The sequence below is a fragment of the Corynebacterium sp. HMSC073H12 genome (genome assembly GCF_001837775.1).
Lineage (GTDB): Bacteria > Actinomycetota > Actinomycetes > Mycobacteriales > Mycobacteriaceae > Corynebacterium > Corynebacterium amycolatum.
In genome coordinates this window covers 215,845-239,674 of sequence record NZ_KV834038.1, presented here as the reverse complement: position 1 = coordinate 239,674, position 23,830 = coordinate 215,845, and the positions used below count along the sequence as shown (strand labels likewise).

The window sequence follows — 23,830 nt, the reverse complement described above, 5'->3', positions numbered from 1 at the left end:
TTTGTCATAAACGCAGTCAGTAACTCGCATTGGAGTTACTTGGCTGAGCTCGACACGGGCTAAGATAGTGAAAATTATTTTTCTAGCTCAGTTTGAGGAGTGACCGACGTGCTAGCTGACATCATTGATGTGCTTGCTGACCCCATCGATGGCACTGATTTGAAGTTTGGTGATGCCGAACGAATGACTCTGAAGTCCGAATCCGGACATAGCTATGATGTCGCCCGCCAGGGTTACGTTACGCTCGCCGGTGGGGCTGGTCTGCGCTACACCGGCGATGACGCCAAGATGATTACCGCCCGCGAGGAGTTCCTCTCTGGTGGCCACTATGCTCCATTCGTTGAGGCAGTTACAGGTAACGTCCAGGACGTACTTGACGACGCCAACGTGTCCGAGGCCGCCAGCCCAGTCATCTGCGAAATCGGTGCGGGCACTGGTTACTATCTCGCACACACGCTGGACAGCATTCCCAATTCCCGTGGCGTAGGCATTGATGTGTCTGTGCCGGCCGCCAAGCATCTGGCCAAGAGTCACCCGCGGCTCGGTGCGGTCGTGGCCGATGCGTGGGCACGGTTGCCGCTGCGTGATGGCTCCATCGATGCGCTTACGGTTGTCTTCGCACCTCGCAACGCAGAGGAGTTCGCTCGCGTGCTCAAGCCGGGCGGCCAGGTCGTGGTTCTGACTGCCACTACTGGTCACCTGGGCGAGCTTCGTGAGCCGCTGGGCATCATCGATGTCGAGCGCGGCAAGGTCGAGCGCATGATTTCCCAGGCAGAGGGGCACCTCGTGCCTGTTGGTGATCCGGAGCTGGTGGAGTTCGGTATGAACCTCAACCAGAGTGCAATTGCCGCTCAGATCGGGATGAGCCCGTCGGCACGCCATATCCACCCGGAGGTGCTGCAGGAACGTATTGCAGCGCTACCTGCAGAGATGCACGTCACCGCCCGTGCCTACGTCACCCGTCTGGGGCGCCCGGGCGACTAGCGACTACTCCTTGACCTCGGTTTTGTGAATCTGTTCATCCAGGTCATCCGGATCCAGATCAGCATCCGAGAATTCCGCCGTTAGCGGAAGGCGAAGTTGCAGGTCGGTGCCCGGGCACAACTCGATAGTGCCCGAACGCAGCTTAAAGTCCAGCACATGCCCGCCGCCGGTGCCGCCTTCCGCGAGGAAGTGCACGTGACAGCCGGGCACCGAAATTCCCTTCTCATAGACCGGCGTGCGGAAGCCCGCAATCGTGCCCCGCAGGTTCTCAAAATCAACCGAGGCGTCTTCTTCCGTCGCATCAACCATCCTCTGGTACGGCTTTTCCTGCTTTACGACGGTTCGAGTCTTCACCCACTCAAATTCGCCGGTAATTCGCAGTGCGTACATAAAGTTTTGGCTCGGCACCAAGGAATCGATGATGGGGCTAATTTCCTTGCGAGTCAGGTTTTCCGGAGCATCCATCACCGTGTGGGGAACGAAATTGGTCACCACCGTGTAGGGGCTGCGCTGATCCATGGTGGCCCGGGTCGCGGAGCCGTCGTGACGCACCTGCCAGCAGACCCCGTCGAGGATTACCATTTCGCCATCGAGGCCGTCGAAGGTACCGATGCCGAAGTTTCCATGACCAAGGATTTCGCCAATGGTCATCTCGCCGTCGTAGATGCCATCGAGCAGTGCGGACATCAGTGAGTTTTGGAAAATTGTGTGTCGGACCGTTGGAAAATTCTCGTGCGTGGTCATGGAAGCCATTATATTCGCGATATTTGTAGCCCAAGCTGGGGCGGGTGGTCGGTTGGATGTCCGGTCGGCTTGTGGGTAAGGAAATCGTGGCAAGAAAAACGCCCTGCGGAAAAATCCACAGGGCGCAATTTGGTGAATCGAGCGGTTGGTTCTACTTCGGCTGGATGGTGACTGTCACTTGGTCAGCAGTAGAGACGATATGAACCGTCTGGCCATCGGCAGCAACGGTGGCGTGGCCACCTTCGACATTCACCGTGAACCCATTCGGGAAGTTGATCGAGGGCACAACGAGCTCGCTGGTGGAACCAGGTGCGAAAGATCCGGTGCCATCGACGCGGCTATTGTTCCAGCTGGCCTCGTAGACTCGGGTGTCGCGGTTCCAGTCAGTAGCCTGCGGGGTGCCCGCGACTGCCCGCAGGTGTGGAGCGGCGAGGATGGTCATCTTGTCGCGGTTGAAGGCATCGGCACCTACAGGTCCTGGAACAGTCGGGTCGAAGACCATGCCCTGTTCCTTCTGGTTCTGCGTCGTCGGGTCGTTGCATCCGCAGTAGGACCAGTACTGCCAGCCGACCATGTGGCGGCGGGCAAGCGAAATCACGCCGTTGAGGGTATCGGCATCGTCGGTGGCGCCGAACTCGGACAGTAGTGTGGCCGAGCCGTTACCGGATGAGACGATTTCTGCATTGTCGAAGACGCTGCCATCGAAGAAGTCGCAGCCCGTGTAGGTATTGAACAGGGCGTTTGTGGTGCAGTAGACATGCCAGCTGAGGGCCGTACCTGCGGTTTCAGGAACCTGTGGGGCGGCCGGATCGGTATTCAATCCCGTGTTCCACATGGAGTAGGGCTCGTAGTGGACAATTGCGTCTGCATCCTTGGCGACAATCTGATCTGCAGCCTTCTGGTGCAGTTCATCGAGCTTTGCCTTAGCTGGACCGCAGTCGCCCAGAGCCAGGTAGCACAGTGGGTACGCCGAACCTGGCCACGGTTCATTTATGATGTCGTAGCCCATCAGACCCGGCATATCACCGAGACGTTCTGCGACATGGCCCCACATGGCTGCGTAACGCTCCTGCAGCCCAACGCCGCCTGGCCCTTCGCGGTTATTCAGGAAGTTGTCGTATGCCCTAATGAGGCCGATATTAAGGGCCTGGTTAGTTGGGAACCCAACCTTCAGAAGGCTGGGAACGCCGTCGTCAATGACAGCCCAATCGGGGGCAAATTCGCCCTCGAACTTTTCGTTGTACATGTCCTGGTGGGCATCGACCAAGACCGCGATTCCACGCTCAGTGAGCATAGAGATGGTGCGGGCAATGGAATCCAGGTATTCGTCGTTGTAGACGCCGGGCTCTGGCTCTACTGCTTTCCAGATAATGCCGACTCGCATGGAGTCGAAGCCCTGCTGCACGAGCCAGTCAGCGTCGTCCTCGTTAAAGCCTCCGGCCTCGGGGGTGTAGGGATCGTGCTTGTAGACGATGTTCGACCCCTGAGTGAGGAAAGCTCGGCCATCACCGTCGGTAAACCAGCGACCGGACTGCCCCAGGGGACCACGCTCGGTGATGGTAGTGGTACTAGGGGATGGTGCTACTTCTGTAGCGAGCGCCTGATGCGGTACTGCACCCGCTAGCGCTATAGCAATGGCGGCACCAACTGCTGCCACCTTCTTAGTGAATCTCATACTCAATATGCTATTGACCAGTATTGATAAAGTCACCCAAAATTCAATTTAGGCTTAGAAAAGTGGGCAAAGGCATAATTAAATGTCCTGAATGGGGTTAGCAAAAAGGCTAAAAGGCCCACCGCTTCCTCTTTGGAAGCGATGGGCCTTATGAGGAGGCTCTGTCCACCGTGCAGTCGTGGTGTGCAGTCCCGATGGACGGTCACTATGCACGGCAATAGCGCGCGGCAATCAGCCTGCTACATCAAAGACCTATAGACCTCAACGGTCTGCTCGGCGATGTTCTCCCAGCTAAACACATCCTCGGCGCGCTTCTTGCCCGCCTGGCCAATCTTGGCAGCGCGTTCACGGTCGGCGACCATATTGTTGACAGCGGCAGCGATGCCTCGTTCGAAGCCCTCCGGATCGGACTCGTCGTAGTGAACTAAAGTGCCGGTTTCACCGTCGACGACAACCTCCGGAATACCGCCGACATCAGAGGCGACAACGGCGGTGCCACAGGCCATAGCCTCGAGGTTAACGATGCCCAGCGGCTCGTAGATCGATGGGCAGACGAAAGAATCCGCGGCCGTCAGGATCTCCTGGATCTTCTCCTTCGGCAGCATGTCCTGCACCCAGAAAATGCCATCGCGCTTCTCCTGGAGGTCATGGACGAGCTGCTCAGTCTCCTTCGCGATTTCCGGGGTGTCCGGAGCGCCGGCGCACAGAACGAGCTGCACACCGTCGTCGAAAAGCGATGCGGCCTTGACCAGGTGAGCGACACCCTTCTGACGGGTGATGCGGCCGACGAACGCAACCATCGGGCGAGACGGGTCAACGCCGAGCTCCTCCAGGACAGACCAGCCGTTCTGTTCCTTGGACTCTTCCCACGTCGGTCGCGGGTGCCACAGCTCGGTGTCGATGCCGTTCAGGACGACGTGGATCTTGTCGGGGGAGATACGCGGGTAGGCGTCCAGGATGGCGTCCTTCATGCGCGCGGAGACAGCAATGACAGCGTCTGCGTACTCCATAGCATTGCGCTCGGACCAGCTGGAAACGTCGTAACCGCCGCCGAGCTGCTCGCGCTTCCACGGGCGGTGCGGTTCCAGTGAGTGCGCGGTGGCCACATGCGGAATGCCCTTGAGCAGACCGGTGAGGTGGCCGCCCAGGCCTGAGTACCAGGTGTGAGAGTGGACGACATCAATGTCGGTTGCCGCGGCGGCATTGGCCATGCGCAACCCCGTGGACAGCGTCTTAATCGAGGCGTTGGCATCCTTCAGCTCCGGGTCAACGCCGTGGACATATACATCCGCCTCATCGCGAGGAGCACCCATGCAGTGCACATCGACATCAACGCCGTCGAGGCCGCGCATGAAACGAGTCAATTCAGTTACGTGAACACCTGCTCCGCCGTAAATCTCCGGAGGGTATTCCTTGGTCATCATGGCAACACGCATAATTCCAGCGTAACCAGATTTGACAATTTCCGTCGCTTGATATGCCCGGGTGTGGGTAGCGAGGAGGGGAGACTGGCAGCGAGGAAAGTAAATCGCATATAGGTTGGTTGGTGTGAGGAGTCAACCACATGTTTTGTCCATTGTCCTTGCCGGTGGCGAAGGCAAGCGTCTCTTCCCGCTGACGGAAGACCGCGCTAAGCCCGCCGTGCCTTTCGGCGGTAGCTATCGGCTTATCGACTTCGTGCTGTCGAACCTGGTCAACGCAGGTTTCCTAAAGATCTGTGTGCTGACCCAGTACAAGTCCCACTCGCTCGACCGTCACATTTCGCAGGCGTGGCAGCTGTCCGGCATCACCGGCCAGTACGTCACCCCGGTGCCGGCTCAGCAGCGTCTGGGTAAGCGCTGGTTCACCGGTTCGGCTGACGCGATTCTGCAGTCGCTGAACTTGGTTTATGACGAGGATCCGGAGTACGTTATCGTCTTCGGTGCCGACCACGTCTACCGTATGGACCCGCAGCAGATGCTGGAGGCCCACATCGAGTCTGGTGCTGGTGTGACCGTCGCTGGTATCCGCGTCCCCCGTTCCGAGGCCAGCGCATTCGGTGTCATTGACGCTGATGACAACAACCGAATCACCGAGTTCCTGGAGAAGCCGGCCGATCCGCCCGGCACCCCGGATGACCCGAACTCGACGTTCGCGTCGATGGGTAACTACATCTTCACTACCTCTGCGCTTATCGACGCTATTAAGCGTGACTCGGAAGATGAAAACTCCGACCATGACATGGGCGGAAACATCATTCCGATGCTGGTAGAGGAGGGCGAAGCTTTCGTCTGGGACTTCAAGGACAGCTACGTTCCGGGTGAGACCGAACGTGACAAGGGCTACTGGCGTGACGTCGGTACCATCGATGCCTTCTACGAGGCCAACATGGACCTGATTTCCGTCCACCCGGTGTTTAACCTCTACAACAAGAAGTGGCCAATCCACACCTTCTCGGAGGAGAACCTGCCTCCGGCCAAGTTTGTCCAGGGCGGTATTGCTCAGGCTTCGATGGTCGGTGCCGGTTCGATTGTCTCCGGTGGTACGGTCCGCAACTCGGTGATTAGCACCAACGTTGTGGTCGAGGACGGTGCGACGGTGGAGGGCTCAGTTCTCTTCCCAGGCGTGCGCGTCGGCCGCGGGGCAGTGGTTCGCCACGCGATTTTGGACAAGAACGTTGTAGTTTCCGACGGCGCCATTATCGGTGTCGATCCGGAGAAGGACGCAGCGCGCTTCAAGGTCAGCGCTGGCGGCGTTGTGGCCGTGGGTAAGGGGCAGGTTATCTAACCTGTCTGAGTCCGACCGGCTGAAAAGGCACGTACCCCACGGTACGTGCCTTTTTAGTACGTGCCTTTTTTCTTTTTACCCTTTTGCTACCTAGCCCCAAAACTGGCAACCCAAAAAATGTGGGCTGCACGTGGAGCTACGGGCTGCAAATGTGAAACTGTGCGAGTTTATGACACTTTCAGGCCATTTTTCGGGCCATTTTTGTCTTAAGCGCAGTCAGTAACTCGGCTCGGCCCGAGGCCGCCAGCCATAAGCGCAGTCAGTAACTCGCATTGGCCCGAGGCCGCTAGCCAGCCGGCCAACAGTAGAAAACTACTTCTTCACCAGCACAGTGGTTCCGGCTGCTAGGGGGAGGCGCATCACGTAAGCGTCGTCAAGCTGGAGCATGTATTCGTCGGCTTCGCGGGCAGCGACGGTGTCACGGTCAGTGCGTGACGAGTCAGCAACAGTGCCGTCGAGGAGCGCGCCGGTCAGGACGAGCGCGCCCCCGGAGCGAAGCAGCGGCCAGGCCTTTTCCTGTGCGGCGCGGAGGATTGCTGGGGCGACGTCCAAGTAGACCAAGTCGTAGGAGTCGGCGGCCAGGCGATCCATGACCTCCAGTGGCTGCGAGGGCAGGAAGCGCTGTCGGTTGGGGCGGATGCCTGCGGCTCGGAAAGCGGCCTTTGCCAGAGACTGGTGCTCGAGCTCAGGGTCGATGCAGGTGAGAACGCCGTCATCGCCGAGACCGGCGGCCAGGTGCAAACCGACTACGCCTGCTGCAGGCGATGCGATGACAGCGGCGGGGTGACCGTCGCGGCGGGCACTGGTCAGGGCCATGAGCGAGGTCAAAGCGGCGCCGGTCATCGTATCGGGGACGGCAACTCCGTATTCGCGAGCGCTCTCTCGGGCGCTTTCAAGGGCCTCGGAGACTACGGTCGTGTTGTTGACGTGCTGTGCAATAGCGTCACGTGCGGATAGCGGGGTAGCAGAAGAACTCGTTTCGGACACGCTCTATAGCGTAGGAAAAAACTCCGTGCAGGGCAGCGGGGCGCGCCGGTCAGTGCCGGACTAGGTGGGTAAACAAGCCGCAAATTTCTCTGGACTCTCAAACTATTTTCAGGGTAAGGTCACTACAAACCTAAGGTTGGTAAGGAACACTGAACCCCATGCCCGAACGAGTCAAGTCCGAACGAGTCAGCGCAGGCGCCAGCCGCGAGGACGCCCCGTCCGCTGACGCAACTGAGCAACTGTCCGGCACCGCGGCTTTTGACGCAGGTGTGGGGGAGATGCCGTCGTGGTCGGAACTTGTCCAAGCCCACGCGGATAGTGTTTACGGGCTCGCATATCGGTTGACTGGTAACCAGCAGGACGCGGAAGACCTGACGCAGGAGACATTCATGCGTGTGTTCCGCTCGCTGAAGTCATACCGTCCCGGCACTTTTGAAGGCTGGCTGCATCGGATTACCACTAACCTGTTTTTGGATATGGTCCGGCATCGGCAGGTCATCCGGATGGAGGCGTTGCCGGAGAACTACGACCGCGTCCCGGGCACGTTGAAGACGCCGGAGCAGGCCGTCGATGACGCGATGCTTGACCCGGATTTGGAAATCGCGCTGGCTGAGCTGCAGCCGGACTATCGTGCGGTAGTTGTCCTCTGTGATGTGGTGGGGCTGACCTACGAGGAAATTGCTAACACCCTTGGGCTCAAGATGGGCACCGTGCGTTCGCGCATTCACCGGGCACGTTCCAGCTTGCGGGCGACGTTGGAGCGTCTGGAGAAGGAACGGCAGGAGCTGCCGGAGTCGGTCACCGCAGGCTAGTTTTCCCGCACTCAATCCGTGGAAGCGGCTATTGTGGGGCTAGTTAAATAGGTGCGATTTCTGGAGGTGCTGCAGTCTGTGATTCAGCAGGGCGATGACAAGCGTTTTTTGTCAACGGAGCATCTCGGCACCGAGGCAATTGCCGCTTTTGTTGACGGCGAGTTGTCGGTCGTAGCTGAGCGACGTGCGCAGGCGCACCTGATGGCATGCCCGGAATGTCGCCGGGAGGTCGCGAAGCAGCGGCAGGCAGCCAAGCGTCTGCGTGATAGCGCGGCCTTGCACATTCCAGCTGAGCTGCGCGCTCGTATCGCGGATTTCGCAGGCAGCTGCGAGGACTTAGAGCCCCATAGGTCGGCGCGGCATCTCGCGCACCGTCCGCCGGAGTCGCTGAGCGCTGCATTGGAGCAGATCGTTCGCGGTTTTCGTAAAGGTGGTAGTCACTAGTGGGCAAACATCGCTCTTTCGATGATTCCGCGTTTGCCCCGGACGCCGATCGTGCCGCCGCAACTGGCGGGTTACAGCGTGCACCAGGGCAAAAGCTTGACGACGATAACTGCGCCACCGCCAAAGAGTATTCGCCGTGGCAGGATTCGTCGTCACGCATGACGACGGGGCGTCCAGCCCGCAAACCCGAAGCGAAGAAGAAACCTCAACCGAAGACGGCTCCCCGCGTCAGCGCGCGGGAAGTGATTTTCGGCCGCGAGGTGCCGTGGCGTGTGATTGCGGCGTCGTCGGCCGTGGTGCTGCTGATTGGCGGTGTCGGCGGCTTTGTTGGCGGTTGGGCTGGCAAGACTTTCCGCTCGGACTATCAGCGGGTGGAGCTGCAGCAGATCGAGGGGCGGCCGGGCAACGGTGATTTGACCGAAATCGGCAAGGTGGCGGAGACTCTTCGTCCCGCAGTGGTGTCGATTGCGGTCAGTGCCGGTGAGGTCTCGGGCGTGGGCTCGGGGTTTGTCATTGATGGTGACGGTCATATTTTGACGAATAACCATGTCGTTTCGGCGGTGGCGGACCGTCAGGATATGCAGGTCTCGGTAACGTTTTGGGACGGCGGCAAGCTGAAAGAGGTGCCGGCCAAGATTATTGGCCGTGACCCGAAGACCGACCTCGCCGTGATTAAGGTCGAAGATGTTGCGGGGCTGACCGTGGCGCAGCTTGGTGATTCCAATGCGGTTGCGGTCGGTGACACAGTGATTGCGATGGGGTCGCCGCAGGGGCTGGGCGGAACGGTGACTTCGGGCATTGTCTCGGCGCTTAATCGGCCGGTACGCCTGGCTGCTGAGGGGACTGATACGGATGGCTACGCGGATGCGATTCAGACCGATGCCTCCATCAACCCGGGTAACTCGGGTGGTCCACTGGTGGATATCCGCGGTGCCATTATCGGTATTAATACAGTGATTTTCAGTAGCTCGGGTGGCTCACAGGGGTTGGGCTTTGCGATCCCGATCAATTCAGCCGTTGCCATCGCTGAGCAGCTCATTGCCGGTGAGAAGCCGGTTCATCCAGGGATCGGCGTGACAGCGCGCACGGTTTCCAATGGCGCACTGACTGGTGCCGAGATTGCCAGCATCCTGCCGGGAGGTGTCGCTGATCGGGAAGGTCTGCAGGAAGGCGACGTGATTACGGCTGTGGGAGACCGCGCGGTATCGTCCGCAGATGAGCTCACGGTGGCGCTGTGGACTGTTGGCGCTGGTAATGAGGCGGTATTGAAGATCGTTCGCCACGGAGCCGAGCTGGAGGCAAAGATCACGCCGGAGTAGGGTGGCGCTGGTGTGGAGATTGACCGGAGAATGAGCAAGCGCGCAATGCTGCATGTGAGTTTCACTGTAACTAAGGTGATATAACGTGTTTTCTAATGTTGGCTGGGGCGAGATTCTCGTCCTCTTTATCCTCGGATTGATTCTCATCGGACCTGAGCGGTTGCCGAAGGTAATTGAGGACATTCGCGCAATGGTCTTGGCTGCGCGCACCGCAATCAATGACGCACGCGATAACCTCTCAGACGAGTTTGGCGAAGACTTTGATGATCTTCGCAAGCCGCTGCAGGAGCTCAACGATCTCCGTCGCCTCAACCCGAAGACCGCCATCACCAAGACGCTTTTCGACGGCGATGACACCTACCTGGACATGCTCTCCGGTAAGCCCGCAGCGGGTGGCGGCGGAACTGGTGCAGCCGGAGCGGCTGGCGCCGTAGGAGCGGCCGGGGCAGGGGGAGTAACCGGAGCAGCCGGCGCTGCAGGTGGCGTTGGTGCTGCAGGTCAGCAAAATCAGCAGTCCAACATGAACCAGCAGCCAGCCCAGCCAATTCAGCCACAACAGAACCCACAGTACCAACAGCCGGGACCGCAGCCGGGCGCATGGCAGGACCCGGTTGCCCAGGCCCGTCAACAGCAAGCACAGCAAACACCACAGCAGCCGCAACAACCTCAGCAGCCTCGTGGTGTGCAGGCATGGGTCGACGACGACAACCTATAGAAGTTGCAAACCGTTCCCGATCGCAAGTTACTGACTAGGTTTATGACACTTTGAGCACAAATTTTGCCATGAAACTGTCATAAACCTAGGCAGTAAGTGCACGCAGCCGCTTCGGCGGATACACCGCCCGCAAACCCCGGGCCACCGAAAACACCTACACCGCCGAAAACACCCACAACACATATGCCCCGGACACCGCAGCCACAATGAGTAGAGCCCCCTTCCCGGCACCGAAAAACCAGGGAGGGGGCGTCGCTGTGATCGTCGTAAAGCGAAGGACTACTTCGGCGTCACGCCCAAGCCTAGCGACTTGCCGGCCAGCGATTCACGGCGAACAACCAGCTTGTCAGCGATGGCGTTTAGGGCCTCGCCAGCGCCAGATTCCGGCTTGGACAGGACGATTGGGGTGCCCTTGTCGCCGCCCTCGCGGAGCTCGGTGTCAAGCGGCACCTGGCCGAGCAGCTCGACCTTACCGCCAGTAATCTGGGTGAGACGGCGGGCAACGGTCTCGCCGCCGCCTGTGCCGAAGACCTCCATCTTGGAGCCATCGGGCATCTCCATCCAGCTCATGTTCTCAATAACACCGGCGATGCGCTGACGGGTCTGTAGCGAAATTGTGCCGGCGCGCTCGGCAACTTCGGCGGCGGCCATCTGCGGGGTAGTAACAATCAGCAGCTCAGCGTTCGGTACGAGCTGCGCCACGGAGATGGCGATGTCGCCGGTTCCCGGGGGCAGGTCGAATAGCAGGACGTCCAAGTCGCCCCAGAACACGTCCGCGAGGAACTGCTGGATAGCGCGGTGCAGCATTGGCCCACGCCAGACAACCGGTGCGTTGTCGTCGACGAAGTGTCCGATAGAAATCAGTGACACGCCGTGCGCCTGCGGAGGCATAATCATGTCGTCGACCTGGTGCGGCTTTTCCTCGGAGCCCATCATGTGCGGGATGGAGTGTCCATAGACATCGGCATCGAGAACGCCGACGGACAGACCCTTCGCAGCCAGCGCGGCAGCGAGGTTCACGGTCACAGAGGACTTACCAACGCCGCCCTTACCGGAGGCGACGGCGAACACGCGGGTGCGGGAGTCCGGCTGGGCGAATGGGATCACCGGCTCGGAGGCGGTACCGCGCACGGCGTTGCGGAACTCGCGGCGCTGCTCGTCATTCATCACATCGGTGGTGACGGTGACGTTGCCAACGCCCTCGATACCTTTCAGCGCATCTTCGGTGCGCTCGATGATGGTGTTTTTCATGGGGCAACCGGCGATGGTGAGGTAAATCTCCACGGACACGTCGTTGTTGTCCGCCACCGAGATGGACTTGACCATGCCAATCTCGGTAATCGGGCGACGTACCTCAGGATCTTCGACCTGCGCCAGGGCGGTGCGAACTTCAGCTTCAGTAATCGTAGACATTATGTAGTGAATCTTATCGTGAGACCCCGTAAGACAAAGAACTACTGACAAAATCAGCAGTTTTCCGCTTTACGACGGTCACAGCGACCAACCCTTCCGACAAGCGCGGTGGTGGCGAAATGTGTGGTGGGGCAGGCGGTGGGGTCGGGTAGCGAAACAGGCGGCAACCCACGTGGTGGAACAATTGGAAACTGTCGGGCGTTGTCCTTGATAGAACGCTTTTTAGCGATAGTTTTAGCAATATTTTCAAGCAACTGAGTCACCAATTGCTGTGACAACAATTACTGAGTCAACAACTGCAAGGGAATGGTGAAAGTACCGATGGCAAATGGGGAAGCGAACAGCGGTTGGGGGAGCGGCCGGGAACAGAGCATGAAGTCCCGGTTGCCTCAGCGTCAGGTGCCTGAGGGATGGCCGGTGGGCAGCTTTACCAACTACGCCGATGCTCAGGCTGCGGTGGATTCGCTCAGCGACCGTGATGAGTTTCCGGTTTCCGACCTCACCATCGTCGGCGTTGACCTAATGCAGGTGGAGCGCGTGGTGGGCAGGCTGACCTGGCCGAAGGTTCTCGGCGGCGGCGCGCTGTACGGCCTATGGATGGGCCTGTTCTTCGGCCTTATTCTGGGGCTTTTCCAGGAAGATTGGGTTAGCCCGTTGATTGTTGGCCTCGGTATGGGCGCCATCTTCGGCATCGTGCTGGCTGCAGTTCCGTACGCTATGCAAAACGGCAAGCGGGATTTCTCCACTACGACGGAGATTGTTGCTCGTCGCTACGACGTCTTGTGCAACCCCCGCAATGCCGAGCGCGCCCGTGACCTGCTTGCGCAGCGGGCGCTCGGTGGGAATCGCGGGTAGGTTGTTGTACTCGTCGTAAAGGGTTGCCTGCCAGAAGCGGAAACTACAGCCACTTGTTGCGGCGCAGGAGCCACACCAAAAACGCCACGATGATGAACATGATGGCGAGGACGATGAAGTAGCCGTACTCCCAGTGCAGTTCGGGCATGCGGTCGAAGTTCATGCCGTAGATACCGGCCAGGGCGGTTGGCACGGCGAGAATAGCCGCGTATGCCGAGATAGTACGCATGTCCTGGTTCTGCTGCAGCTGGATCTTCACTGCGGCGGCGTCGATGAGGGAGGAGAGGCGTTCGTCGAGTCCGGCTACGAGGTCCGCCGCGGCGAGCTGGTGGTCGAGAACATCGGAAAGATAACGGCTGACGTCCTTAGGCATGATGTCTTCCCGCAAATTCATCAGGGAGCGCAGCGCCGGCGTCAGCGGATCGATTGCGTGGCGCATCTCCAGAATCTCTCGTTTGAGGATGTAAATGTCCTCAATATCCGACACCAAATTCGGCTCGAAGACTTCGTCTTCCATAATTTCCACGCGATCTTCCAGCTGCAACGCAATGCGCAGGTAGGCATCGACGAGGTTGTCCGTCAGCGCCCACAGCACGCCCGCGGGGCCGTAGTCGATGGCGTCGGTGGTGTTCTCCACGCGTGCGCTAATGCGCTGCATATCCGAGCTCGGCATGCCCATGCGAATGGTGATGACGTACTCCTGGCCGATAACAATCATCAGCTGGCCAGAGCGAATGATTTCATTTTCGTCGTCCGCTAGACCTTCCGGGGAGTAGTGAATCGAGCGAATCACAAAAACCACGTGATCATCGTGAATCTCAATCTTTGGGCGCTGACGGTTGGTCAGTGCGTCCTCCACCGTCAGCTCATCCAGGCCGTAGAGCTCAGCGATGGCGTCCATCTGCGTCGCGTTGGGGCGCGACAACGACAGCCACGTGAAGCCCTCGCCAAAATTACGCACCTCGGACAGGCCGGAGAAGTGGTCGTAGGTGCCCGGCAAACGCTTACCGCCGATGTAGACGCCGCAATCGCGCAGGGCATCGCTCACAGCCGCCGACTGTGTTTCTCCCACGCTTGACGACGATCCGTTGGTGCGCGTCACCTTCGAGACAGCTGACATTGCTGCGGATTTAGCTGCATTCGTTGCCCGAGCAGTTTTGCCGGGTTTTGCTGCGGCCAACGGTGTTGAGCCTTTATTTGTCGAGTTAGTTCGCGGATTGCGAGCTTTCGCCGAAGCGCTATTGTTGCGGCTATTCGTATCACCCATTCTGGGAGACCTCACAATCCGTTCGTAGGTTACGCTGGTGTCGATGATTGATTTTAGACGTGCGAGCGGCGAGCTCCACTATTGCACTGGCTCAATGGGGAACAGGGGTAGCTCCAAGGCTGCTGTGTGCACTTTTGCTGCCCTGGCGTTGGTCGCTGGGACAGCGGGGTTCGGCCTTTCCGCGTGTTCTGATTTGGATCCGCAGATGCCTGTTCCTCCCGAGCAGGAGGCGGTAGTAACTATCGGGGCAGACCTGCGCAACCCCGAGCAAGCAGCTCTCGCGTACGTGTATGCGCAAAGCTTTGAGAGGGTAGGGCGCCAAGCGGAGGTCGTCGGCATTCGCGATGCTGAGGACCGGTTGCGGGCCGTACGCAATGAAGCGGTTCTGGTCTCTTTCGGATGCACAGGTGAGCTGCTCGGCCTGAGTGACCCGGCGTCGGCGGAGCTGTTGGCCGAGGATTACGCCGAGGACTCCACTCCGGACAAGCAGTTCAGTGGCGAGTGGCGCGACCGCGTTTACGATGCTTTTTCGCGGTCGTTGCCGGGTGAAGTTATGGCCACCGATGCGGGCATGGCGCAGGGGTGCACGGATGTGTCAGCTGACAATGCTGGGGCTGACTTGCCGCAATGGCTTGTGCCTTTCTACGTCAAGCCAGCGTTGGACCGCAGCGACCGAGTCCGGGTACTCAACGAGATTGCTGGTTCTTTGAGCACTGAGGACCTAAAGCTGATGACCCGAGCTGTGGCTGGTGGCGCGAGCCCTGAGTTGGTCGCTCAGGAGTGGCTGGATAAGGCGTAGTCGGGGCGGGGGCTAGTTGCGGCGGTATCTGACGCGTATCCGCTGTTGGCTGCCGCCGTGTTTGTCTATTCGCCCTTGAACGCGGGCTGCAAATGTGAAACTGTGCGAGTTTATGACACTTTCATGCCATTTTTCAGGTCATTTTTGTCATAAACGCAGTCGGTAACTCGCATTGAGGACTCAGTAGTAAATGGTGCCGACCCGGTAACACGCCGACCGGACACGCTTTTTGTCTATTCGCCCTGGATGCCTGGCAACGATCTCCCAAGCACCAAGAAAGGGGCTCCAACCGTTCGGTTGGAGCCCCTTAGCGTTTGATCGCCAGCTCGTAAAGACCACCTGGTGAAGACCACCTGGTGAAGCGGCGATCTCAAACACGCGACTTCACCGCGGTCTCACAAGACCATAGGTCTGTCCAAAACTACTTGAGAGCCTCTTCCAGCAGAGCCTTCTCCTCAATCTGGTGGACCTTGGCCACACCAGTTGCGGTGGAGGACTGTGCACGGCGGGAAACGCGGGTCAGCTTCGGCATATCCGGTAGAGCCTCTGGGAGGTTCAGTGCCAGGAACGGCCACGGCCCCTGGTTAGCCGGCTCATCCTGAACCCAGCGGACTTCCTCAAGATCCGGGTAGGACTCGAAGAGGTCGCGGAGGCGGTTGTGCGGCAGCGGGTGCAGCATCTCCAGGCGAGCGATTGCGATGTCGTCGCGCTTGTCCTTCTTGCGCTTCTTCTCCAGCTCCCAGTAGATCTTGCCGGAGCAGAGCAGCAGGGTCTTGATGCCGGATTTGTCCTTGGACTCGAAGTTCGGGTCATCGATGACCGAGCGGAACTTGTTCGGGTTGGTGAAGTCCTCGACAGCGGACGCTGCCATCTTGTTGCGCAGCATCGACTTCGGAGAGAACACAACCAGCGGACGGTGCAGGTCGGACAGGACGTGGCGACGCAGCAGGTGGAAGTAGTTAGCCGGCTCGGACGGCTGAGCAACGGTGTAGGAACCCTCGGCTGCGAGCTGCAGGAAGCGCTCGATGCGTGCCGAAGAGTGGTCCGGGCCCATGCCCTCGTAGCCGTGCGGAAGCAGCAGAATCAGCTTGGAGGTCTGACCCCACTTGGCCTCACCGGAGGAAACGTACTGGTCAATGGTGGTCTGAGCGCCGTTGGCGAAGTCACCGAACTGTGCCTCCCAGAACACTGCCGCATCCGGGTTACCCAGGGTGTAGCCGTACTCGAAGCCCATGCCTGCGTACTCGGTCAGAGCCGAGTTGTAGATCATGAAGCGGCCACCGTTCTTGGACTTACCGTAGGCGTCAATCGGGTTGTATTCCGAACCGTCCTCGGAGTCAATCAGAACTGCGTGGCGAGAGGTGAAGGTACCGCGGCGGACATCCTCACCTGCGAAGCGGACGTCGATGCCAGCGCCGGTGAAGGAACCAATCGCCAGCAGCTCAGCCATGCCCCAGTCGATGCCACCTTTCTGTGTCATCTCCGCGCGCTTCTTAGCGACCGGCGCAACACGCGGGTGAATCTTGAAGCCCTCTGGGAGGTTGACGTAGGACTGACCAATCTCGACAATCTCTGCCTTGTCAATGCCGGTTTCCAGACCGTGCGGCAGCGGTTGGGAGCCTGCAATACCGGACTGATCGCCCGGCTTTGCGTCCTGAGCTGCACGGACTTCGTTGAAGACCGCCTCCATCTGATCGTGGAAGTCTCGGCGCACTGCCTCGTACTCTTCCTCGGAGATATCACCGCGACCGATGAGGTCCTCGGTGTACTGAGCGCGAACGCTTTCCTTCTCGTCGATGATCTTGTACATCAGCGGCTGAGTCATGGACGGGTCATCGGCCTCGTTGTGGCCGCGCTTGCGGTAGCAGACCAGGTCGATGAAGACGTCCTTGCCGTAGCGGTTACGGTACTCAACAGCCAGCTGGCCGACCCAGACGACAGCCTCAGGGTCGTCACCGTTGACGTGGAAGACCGGGCAGCCGTAGGCCTTGGCGATGTCGGTTGCGTAGTAGGAGGAGCGACCGGAGTCCGGCGAAGTGGTGAAGCCAATCTGGTTGTTCACCACGATGTGGACGGTACCGCCGACCTTGTAGCCACGCAGGGACATCAGGTTCAGGGTCTCCTGGACAATGCCCAGGCCAGCGAAGGAAGCGTCGCCGTGCAGCAGCAGCGGCATGACGGAGTAGCCCTCTTCGCCCTTGTTGATCTTGTCCTGGCGTGCACGAGCAAGACCCTCAACGACCGGGTTGACGGCCTCGAGGTGGGACGGGTTCGCAGTCAGGGTGACGTCAATCTCGCCCTCGCCGAACATCTGGATGTGACGGCCAGTAGTACCCAGGTGGTACTTGACGTCACCAGAACCGCCGACCTGTGCCGGGTCGATGTTGCCTTCGAACTCGGTGAAGATCTGGCGCAGTGGCTTGCCGACGATGTTTGCGAGCACGTTCAGTCGACCGCGGTGTGGCATACCGATGACGACCTCATCGAGGTCAGCACCAGCAGCGGTGTCGATAGCGGAGTCCATCAGCGGAATCAGCGACTCTGCGCCCTCAAGGGAGAAGCGCTTCTGACCGACGTACTTGGTCTGCAGGAAGTTCTCGAATGCCTCGGCGGCGTTCAGCTTCTGCAGGATGTACTTCTGCTCAGCGTGGGACGGCTTCGGCTGGCCGCCCTCAAGGCGCTCTTCCAGCCACTCGCGCTCTTCGCGGTCGAGAATGTGAGCGTACTCGGAACCGACCTTGAGGCAGTATGCGTTGCGCAGGCGAGAAAGCACCTCGCGCAGCGTCATCGTCTCCTTGCCGCCGAAACCACCGACGTTGAAGGTGCGGTCCAGATCCCACAGGGTCAGACCGTGCTCCTCGATATCGAGGTCAGCGTGGTTTGGAGCGGAAGTATTCGGCTGGTCAGAACGCAGCGGGTCGATATCCGCCAGCAGGTGACCGCGGGAGCGGTAGGCCTCAATCAGACGCATAACGCGGGTGTTCTTGTCGATACCCGTGTTCGGCAGGTCCTGTGCCCAACGGATTGGGGTGTACGGGACACGCATGGTCTGGAAGATGTGGTCCCAGAACTTGTCGTCGACGAGCAGATTGCTCATCGTACGCAGGAACTCGCCGGACTCTGCACCCTGGATAATGCGGTGATCGTAAGTAGAGGTGATGGTCACCAGCTTGCCGATGCCCATCTCTGCCAGACGGTCAGCGGAAGCACCAGCGAACTCAGCCGGGTAGTCCATGGAACCGACACCGATAATCGCGCCCTGGCCCTTGGTCAGGCGCGGGACGGAGTGACGAGTGCCGATGCCGCCCGGGTTGGTCAGGGAAATGGTGACACCCTGGAAGTCCTTACCGGTCAGCTTGCCGTGGCGAGCACGAACGACGATGTCCTCGTAGGCGTCGACGAACTGCTTGAAGGTCAGGGTCTCACACTCGCGGATAGCGGCAACTACGAGCGAACGCGAGCCGTCTTTAGCCGGCATATCAATGGCCAGGCCGAGGTTAATGTGCTCCGGAGTAACCAGAACCGGCTTGCCGTCAACAACCTTGTAGTTGTTGTTCATATCCGGGTGGAGCATGACAGCCTTCACCATGGCGTAACCAATGATGTGGGTGAAGGAAATCTTGCCGCCGCGGGCGCGTGCCAGATGATTGTTAACCAGGGTGCGGTTTTCAAACATCAGACGTGCCGGCATATCGCGAACCGACGTAGCAGTCGGCATCTCCAGGGAGACATCCATGTTCTTAGCGATAGCCCGTGCGACGCCCTTCAGAGGCTCCTCGCCGGATTCAACAGCCGAAACCTTGGCTGCTGCATCCATCGGGGACTTCTTCGGCTTCGGAGACGCCGGCTTGTTCGGGGTCTTGGTTGGTTCGACCCCCTTGGACTCACGACGTCCGGTTGCCTTAGCTTCCTCCTTCGTGGCTGCTGCGGGCTTTGCCATATCGGAAAGGTCCTCGCCCTTTTGGGACGGTGTGTGGGTTGCGAAGAATTCGCGCCATTCCTGACCCACAGACTGTGGATCCTTCTGGAATTGCTGGTACATCTCGTCGACCAGCCATTCGTTCTGGCCGAAGCTCATGTCGCTGCTCACGGCAGGTACTCGCCTCTTTTCGTATTAGTTTTACTAACTCACGTTTATTCTAATGAGCGCACGCGTCAAAGTGTCATTCAAGGATAACGAAAATTCTGAATTACTACACCGTCGCGCTCCCCATATGGTACTTGCTCCAGAGCTCTGCGTATTGGCCACCCGCCGCGAGAAGCTCATCATGGGAGCCGTCTTCGACAATACGCCCGTGGTCGAGTACCAATATCCGGTTGGCTCGAGCAGCCGTAGCCAGGCGGTGGGCCACAATAATTGCCGAGCGTTGACGCGACGCACGGTCAGTGGCTTCGAGGATTGCCGACTCTGTTGCAGGGTCGAGTGTCGCGGTGGCCTCGTCGAGAAGCAGCAGTTCAGGACGCATCATTTCGGCACGAGCGAGTGCGATAAGTTGACGCTGTCCGGAGGAGAGTCCTCGGCCATCTGGGCCGACGGGGTGGTGGAAGCCGCCGGGCAGGCTGGCAATGGTGCTGAGAGCACCGACATTCTTCGCGGCCTGCTGGATTTCAGCATGACTGCTGTCCGGTAGACCGTAGGAAATATTTGTTGCTACTGTCCCCGAAAACAGGTGTGATTCTTGGGGTACATAGCCGAGGGTGCGTCGCCAGTCGTTAAGAGGGAAGTCGCGGATGTCAGTTTCGGAGGCTCGCACCACGCCGCCAACTGGATCGTAGAAACGGGCGAACAACTTAATGATTGTTGATTTTCCGGCACCGGTGGATCCGACAATTGCGACTGTTTCTCCGGCAGGAATCTGCAAATCGAGAGCATCGAGGACCTGCGGGCGTTCGTGCTCAGAGTTGGTGGCGGGGTAGGAGAAAGTCACCTTGTCTAAGCGCAGGTCGCCAGCGGCTGCACGGGACGCGCCGTCAGTAGTGCCGTAATCTGGCATGGGGGTGGTCTGTAGGAGGTCACCAATGCGATTGAGACCGACCTTCGCCTGCTGGTAGCCGTCGAAAACATGGGACAGCTGCTGGATCGGGCCAAAGAGCATTCCCAGGTACAGCGTGAAGGCGACGAGTACGCCGGGCGTCGTAGTTCCCTCAGCAACCTGTTGGGCGCCGACAGCCAACACCGCAGCTGTTGCCAACTCAGAGACGAAGTTGATGCCGGGGAAGAATAAGGCCACGGCTAGCTGTGCTCGCTGACGAATTGCGCGGTACTTATCTGATTCCTCGGCAAAGGAAGATTCGATATCGGCGACGCGGTGGTACATCTGAATCTCGCGAAGCCCACCAATGGTCTCCTGGAAATCAGCGTTGACCAAGGAGAGCTGCTCGCGTGCAGCCTTGTACAGGCGCGAGGAGATTCGGCGGAATACCAGGGTGGCCACCACAATGATGGGAAGCGTCGCCAACGCCACCGCGGCGAGTGACACCTGTGTGGCAAGCAACAGTACTGAGACACCGAGCAGAGTGAACGTGGCAATCGCGCCCTCTGCCAATCCCGTTTGTAGGAACGAGGACAGCGCGTCGATGTCGGTTGTCATCCTCGTCATGATGGCACCCGAGCGATTGGCCTCGAAGTAGTTAATGCCAAGCGACTGCAGGTGACGGTAGCAGCGCACACGCAGGGCATATAGCAGCCGCTCACCAGTGCGCGCAGTAATAACAGCATTTGTGGCTACGGCAATCCAGCTGATGAGGACCGTCGCCAAGCCACCTGCGGCGCAGGCCCACAGCACGGCCTCATTGTGCTCACTGATGCCGTGGTCAATGGCGTAGCGCACGAGCATGGGGAACGCCAGATCGGCAACGGCAATGAGGGCGAGCAGCGCAATGACGCTTATAAATAGACCGCGGACGTAGGAGAGCAGCCGGCGCAGAGAAAAAGGCTCGGAGTTGTCGAGTGCTCGAGCTGGTACACGCGGTTTTTCGCTAGCGGGTGGGAGGTTTCGCACACGCTCGAGAAGCTCTGGTGTCGCAGGAGCATTGGCGAGAGCCGCCCCCATGCCACCACGACCTCCGCCGCGGCCACCGGGACCACCAGGGCCACCGGGTCCACCTGGACCGCCTCCGGGAAGCCGCGCAGCGGTGTCTGACGTGGAGTCGTCGGAGGTTGGTGCGGATTCGTCGGGCCAGAGTTCCTCGGGGCTGGGGTCCTCACTGCCAATGGGGTCGAGAACGAGGTTTTCGATTTCGGGGTAAGCGCTCTGGTCGATGTCCATCAGCTCGGTGAAGCGCGGATGAGAAGTAATCAGTTCGGCCTTGGTGCCAATGCCAGTGATGGCACCGTCCTCGAAAATGGCGATGTGGTCCGCCTGCTCGAGAGTGGAAGATCGATGCGCCACGATGACGATAGTCGTATCCGCCAGCTGTGAGGTCAGCGCGTTGAAGATTTCCAACTCAGTTGCAGCATCGATTGCTGAGGTAGCGTCATCGAGAACCAAAACTCGAGGACGGGCGAGGAATGCCCGTGCTAATGCCACGCGTTGAGCTTGTCCGCCGGAGAGATTATGCCCGCGCTCGCCGATGGCTGTGTCCCACCCCTGAGGCAGGTCGTCGACGAAGTTGACCTGGGCGGCGGTCGCTGCGGCGATAATCTCTTCCTGGGACGCCGCGGGATTGGCGAATGCGATGTTCTCACGCAACGTGCCCGCAAATAGATAAGGAGTGTCCGGAACGACAGTAATAGCGTCATATACGTCGCTGGAGAGAATGCGCGCGGTATCTGTGGATGTGCCGTGGCTGGGCGCATCGATAGTGATAGTTCCCGAATCCGGCAGATAGTGACGGCCGAGTAACTCCGTGGCGATAGTCTTTCCGGACCCCGGTGGGCCAATCAACGCTAAGGTCGCCCCTGGCTCGACGGAGAATGAGACATCGTCGATAAGCGTGCGTCCGCCACGGCTGTGGGTGACGTGGTTGAAGCTGATGCCAACGGGGCCGTCGGGGAGAGGAAGCGCGTCGGTGGGTTCGGGGTTGTCTGGTCGGGCGTCGATGACATCGGAAATGCGGTCGATGCTTGCCGACGTCAGCTGTATCGAGATGACCATGTTGGAGACCAGACGCGACAGGGCAGTCAGGCTGGTGAGATACGTGGCAAAAGCTACGAACGTGCCTAGGGTGATGTGTCCGTGAATCGCTAGCCAGCCACCGACCGCGATATTTCCGACGAGGGACAGTTGCGGCAACGACTGCAGCGCCGGTTGGAATCGAGCGCTGAGTTTTGCCGCTCGCAGACGGAGGGAATAGAGCAGAGACGAGTTACGCTCCATCTTTGCAACTTCGTTGTCACCCTGCGCAAACGCCTTGACAACACGGATGCCGGAAACGGTTTCCTCGACTTGTCCGGCTATCTCGCCAGCTTGCTGTTGGGCAGCCCAGGTTGCGGCATGGAGTTTGTCACGCGAATTCACTGCAATGTAGACAATCGCTGGCACCACGGCGAGGCCGACCAGTGTCAGGGGCAGCGAGAGGGCGAGCATGATGCCGATAGTGATGAACAGCTTGACGACGGACCCCAGCGTCAACGGCAACATTGCCAGTAGTCCGGACACCGCCTGGAGGTCGGAAATCGACCGTGACACAACCTGGCCGGTGTTGACGCGATCCTGTGCTGGACCATCGAGGTTTTGTAGGGAGCGGAGGATTTTTAGTCGCAGGTCGTGCTGAACATCAATGGAGAGTTTGCCGGAGAAGAATCTTCGCCCCGCCTGGGCGACGAAGCGCACCAACGCGATGGCCAGAAATACGGAAATGACTGCCTGCAAGGGAGTTAGCGAAGGCAGTAGGCGCGCGGGGACACCGCCATCGGAAGAGCCCGTTGCCACATCGATGGCATCTCGAGTGAGAAGCGGAAGCACGGACTCCAGCCCGACAACGATCAGTGCGGCGACAATGACGCCATAGAGCGGTAATGGCCTATGAAGAGACTGTTTCCACAAGAACTTCATGGGAGAGGTTCTGAGGGGTTTGCTCTGGGCCATGGTGGGTACCGCTCTTCCATTGAAAAACGTCGCTGAAGGGTAATCGGGGTAAGAGGAACTACTTATTCTTCTTTTTCTTCGGCCACTTCAGCGCCGAGGGAATAGAGAATCTCGATGACTTTGAGTCCTTCTTCGAATCTTCAGAGGTGTTGGATTTAGCCGGTAGCTTTCGTTCAAAGTCCGACCAATCTTGGGGAAGTGGGCCCAGAGATGCGCGAGTGGAGCTGATAAGAATGCCACCGAGCTTGCGGTTTGCGGAGGCCCCAACCACGGCGCCAATTCCAAATGGCAAAATCTTACCGATGATGGCCAGACGAGCGTTCTTCATCAAGCGCTTGCGTGCCTCGCGAATCAGCAGGCGGTTTGCTGCACCCAGCTGCGGAACACCAAGCCGTGGCAGTAGAGAATTTACGGAAGTCTTGGTCTGCTTCCGCAGCGATTCCTCGCCAAGCAGAGAGGCCATAATAGCTGTCCCCTCAGAACCACTCATGGCCGCAAGAATCAGCGTGCGACGGCGTTGTGGATCGGTGATGTCAATATTGCGCAGTGTTGCTGAGGCCAGTGTGTACCAGGCTGATGCTTCCAGAAACAGCAGCGATTCACCGGTAACCGCAGCCAAGCCCGTGATCATGCCGACGCCGGGGAGAACCGCGCTGCCGCCGGCGGCACCACCGGTGCCGGTGACCAGGTTGAGGTAGTGGGAATCAATACGTTCCTGTACCTGTGCCGGAGTTTCATCTTTTTTGCGCTTGTGCAGGGAACTGACGTATCCGGTGATGGCAGACGACTGCCAGCTCATGGTCTTATCCAGGGTTTGGATAAGAAGGGTTCCCAGTTTTCCGGCATCACGTTCGATCGCTTCGGGGGTTGAGTTCACTGCATCAGTTACTGTGCGAGTTGAATCCTTCTTCGTCTTTTGGAACAAAGTAGTAGACCTCCTAAACGGGTCCGTTGAGAGCCATATGCCCATATAAACACTACTGAGCTGTGGGGAAATTCCGTAGTCGGTGGAAAATAGAC

At 59.2% G+C, this 23,830-nt stretch carries 17 protein-coding genes; 8 read left to right on the top strand and 9 right to left on the bottom strand.

Going from position 1 to position 23,830, the window contains the following annotated elements; all coding sequences use genetic code 11:
* The first annotated feature begins 108 nt into the window (after positions 1-108).
* Positions 109-984, top strand: coding sequence for a methyltransferase domain-containing protein (locus HMPREF2708_RS07730; RefSeq protein ID WP_070833922.1), 876 nt, complete (start codon positions 109-111; stop codon positions 982-984).
* A gap of 3 nt (positions 985-987) precedes the next feature.
* Here HMPREF2708_RS07730 and budA read toward each other — a convergent pair whose 3' ends face one another.
* From budA to glgA, 3 genes are all read right to left on the bottom strand, one after another.
* On the bottom strand, positions 988-1,737 hold the full coding sequence (budA, locus tag HMPREF2708_RS07725; protein WP_083321897.1) for an acetolactate decarboxylase: 750 nt from the start codon (positions 1,735-1,737) through the stop codon (positions 988-990).
* A gap of 142 nt (positions 1,738-1,879) precedes the next feature.
* Complete coding sequence (locus tag HMPREF2708_RS07720) at positions 1,880-3,403, bottom strand: glycoside hydrolase family 5 protein (RefSeq protein ID WP_070833757.1); 1,524 nt, start codon at positions 3,401-3,403, stop codon at positions 1,880-1,882.
* 239 nt (positions 3,404-3,642) lie between these two features.
* Entirely contained in the window at positions 3,643-4,839 is a 1,197-nt protein-coding gene (gene glgA, locus HMPREF2708_RS07715) for a glycogen synthase (protein WP_070833756.1), read from the bottom strand.
* Positions 4,840-4,951: 112 nt separating this feature from the next.
* Here glgA and glgC point away from each other — a divergent pair, with 112 nt between their 5' ends.
* Entirely contained in the window at positions 4,952-6,169 is a 1,218-nt protein-coding gene (gene glgC, locus HMPREF2708_RS07710) for a glucose-1-phosphate adenylyltransferase (RefSeq protein WP_040360733.1), read from the top strand.
* A 312-nt stretch (positions 6,170-6,481) separates the two neighbouring features.
* On the opposite strand, the gene HMPREF2708_RS07705 is transcribed toward glgC, so the two are convergent.
* Positions 6,482-7,156, bottom strand: coding sequence for an O-methyltransferase (locus HMPREF2708_RS07705; RefSeq protein ID WP_070833755.1), 675 nt, complete (start codon positions 7,154-7,156; stop codon positions 6,482-6,484).
* Between the two features lie 158 nt (positions 7,157-7,314).
* Here HMPREF2708_RS07705 and sigE point away from each other — a divergent pair, with 158 nt between their 5' ends.
* The 4 genes from sigE to tatB all read left to right on the top strand — a co-directional run bounded on the left by sigE (position 7,315) and on the right by tatB (position 10,446).
* Entirely contained in the window at positions 7,315-7,968 is a 654-nt protein-coding gene (sigE, locus tag HMPREF2708_RS07700) for an RNA polymerase sigma factor SigE (RefSeq protein ID WP_049180825.1), read from the top strand.
* A 66-nt stretch (positions 7,969-8,034) separates the two neighbouring features.
* Entirely contained in the window at positions 8,035-8,412 is a 378-nt protein-coding gene (locus HMPREF2708_RS07695; protein WP_246840381.1) for an anti-sigma factor family protein, read from the top strand.
* The gene (locus HMPREF2708_RS07690; protein WP_070833754.1) at positions 8,412-9,731 is read left to right on the top strand and encodes a S1C family serine protease; all 1,320 of its coding nucleotides are present in this window, start codon (positions 8,412-8,414) and stop codon (positions 9,729-9,731) included. Before HMPREF2708_RS07695 ends, HMPREF2708_RS07690 begins: the two co-directional genes overlap by 1 nt.
* 85 nt (positions 9,732-9,816) lie before the next feature.
* On the top strand, positions 9,817-10,446 hold the full coding sequence (gene tatB / locus HMPREF2708_RS11425) for a Sec-independent protein translocase protein TatB (RefSeq protein WP_070833753.1): 630 nt from the start codon (positions 9,817-9,819) through the stop codon (positions 10,444-10,446).
* A 279-nt stretch (positions 10,447-10,725) separates the two neighbouring features.
* On the opposite strand, the gene HMPREF2708_RS07680 is transcribed toward tatB, so the two are convergent.
* Complete coding sequence (locus HMPREF2708_RS07680; RefSeq protein WP_070833752.1) at positions 10,726-11,859, bottom strand: Mrp/NBP35 family ATP-binding protein; 1,134 nt, start codon at positions 11,857-11,859, stop codon at positions 10,726-10,728.
* 372 nt (positions 11,860-12,231) lie between these two features.
* Here HMPREF2708_RS07680 and HMPREF2708_RS07675 point away from each other — a divergent pair, with 372 nt between their 5' ends.
* Positions 12,232-12,714, top strand: coding sequence for a YflT domain-containing protein (locus HMPREF2708_RS07675; protein ID WP_038628373.1), 483 nt, complete (start codon positions 12,232-12,234; stop codon positions 12,712-12,714).
* Positions 12,715-12,757: 43 nt separating this feature from the next.
* Here HMPREF2708_RS07675 and HMPREF2708_RS07670 read toward each other — a convergent pair whose 3' ends face one another.
* On the bottom strand, positions 12,758-13,834 hold the full coding sequence (locus HMPREF2708_RS07670; protein ID WP_246840380.1) for a magnesium and cobalt transport protein CorA: 1,077 nt from the start codon (positions 13,832-13,834) through the stop codon (positions 12,758-12,760).
* Between the two features lie 190 nt (positions 13,835-14,024).
* Here HMPREF2708_RS07670 and HMPREF2708_RS07665 point away from each other — a divergent pair, with 190 nt between their 5' ends.
* Positions 14,025-14,780: a type 2 periplasmic-binding domain-containing protein gene (locus tag HMPREF2708_RS07665; protein ID WP_070833750.1), complete on the top strand. Its 756-nt coding sequence runs from the start codon at positions 14,025-14,027 to the stop codon at positions 14,778-14,780.
* Between the two features lie 421 nt (positions 14,781-15,201).
* On the opposite strand, the gene HMPREF2708_RS07660 is transcribed toward HMPREF2708_RS07665, so the two are convergent.
* From HMPREF2708_RS07660 to HMPREF2708_RS07650, 3 genes are all read right to left on the bottom strand, one after another.
* On the bottom strand, positions 15,202-18,870 hold the full coding sequence (locus tag HMPREF2708_RS07660; protein WP_070833749.1) for a multifunctional oxoglutarate decarboxylase/oxoglutarate dehydrogenase thiamine pyrophosphate-binding subunit/dihydrolipoyllysine-residue succinyltransferase subunit: 3,669 nt from the start codon (positions 18,868-18,870) through the stop codon (positions 15,202-15,204).
* 103 nt (positions 18,871-18,973) lie between these two features.
* Positions 18,974-22,777, bottom strand: coding sequence for an ABC transporter ATP-binding protein (locus tag HMPREF2708_RS07655; RefSeq protein ID WP_168168108.1), 3,804 nt, complete (start codon positions 22,775-22,777; stop codon positions 18,974-18,976).
* Between the two features lie 91 nt (positions 22,778-22,868).
* Complete coding sequence (locus HMPREF2708_RS07650; protein WP_224783718.1) at positions 22,869-23,687, bottom strand: hypothetical protein; 819 nt, start codon at positions 23,685-23,687, stop codon at positions 22,869-22,871.
* Between the last annotated feature and the right edge of the window lie 143 nt (positions 23,688-23,830).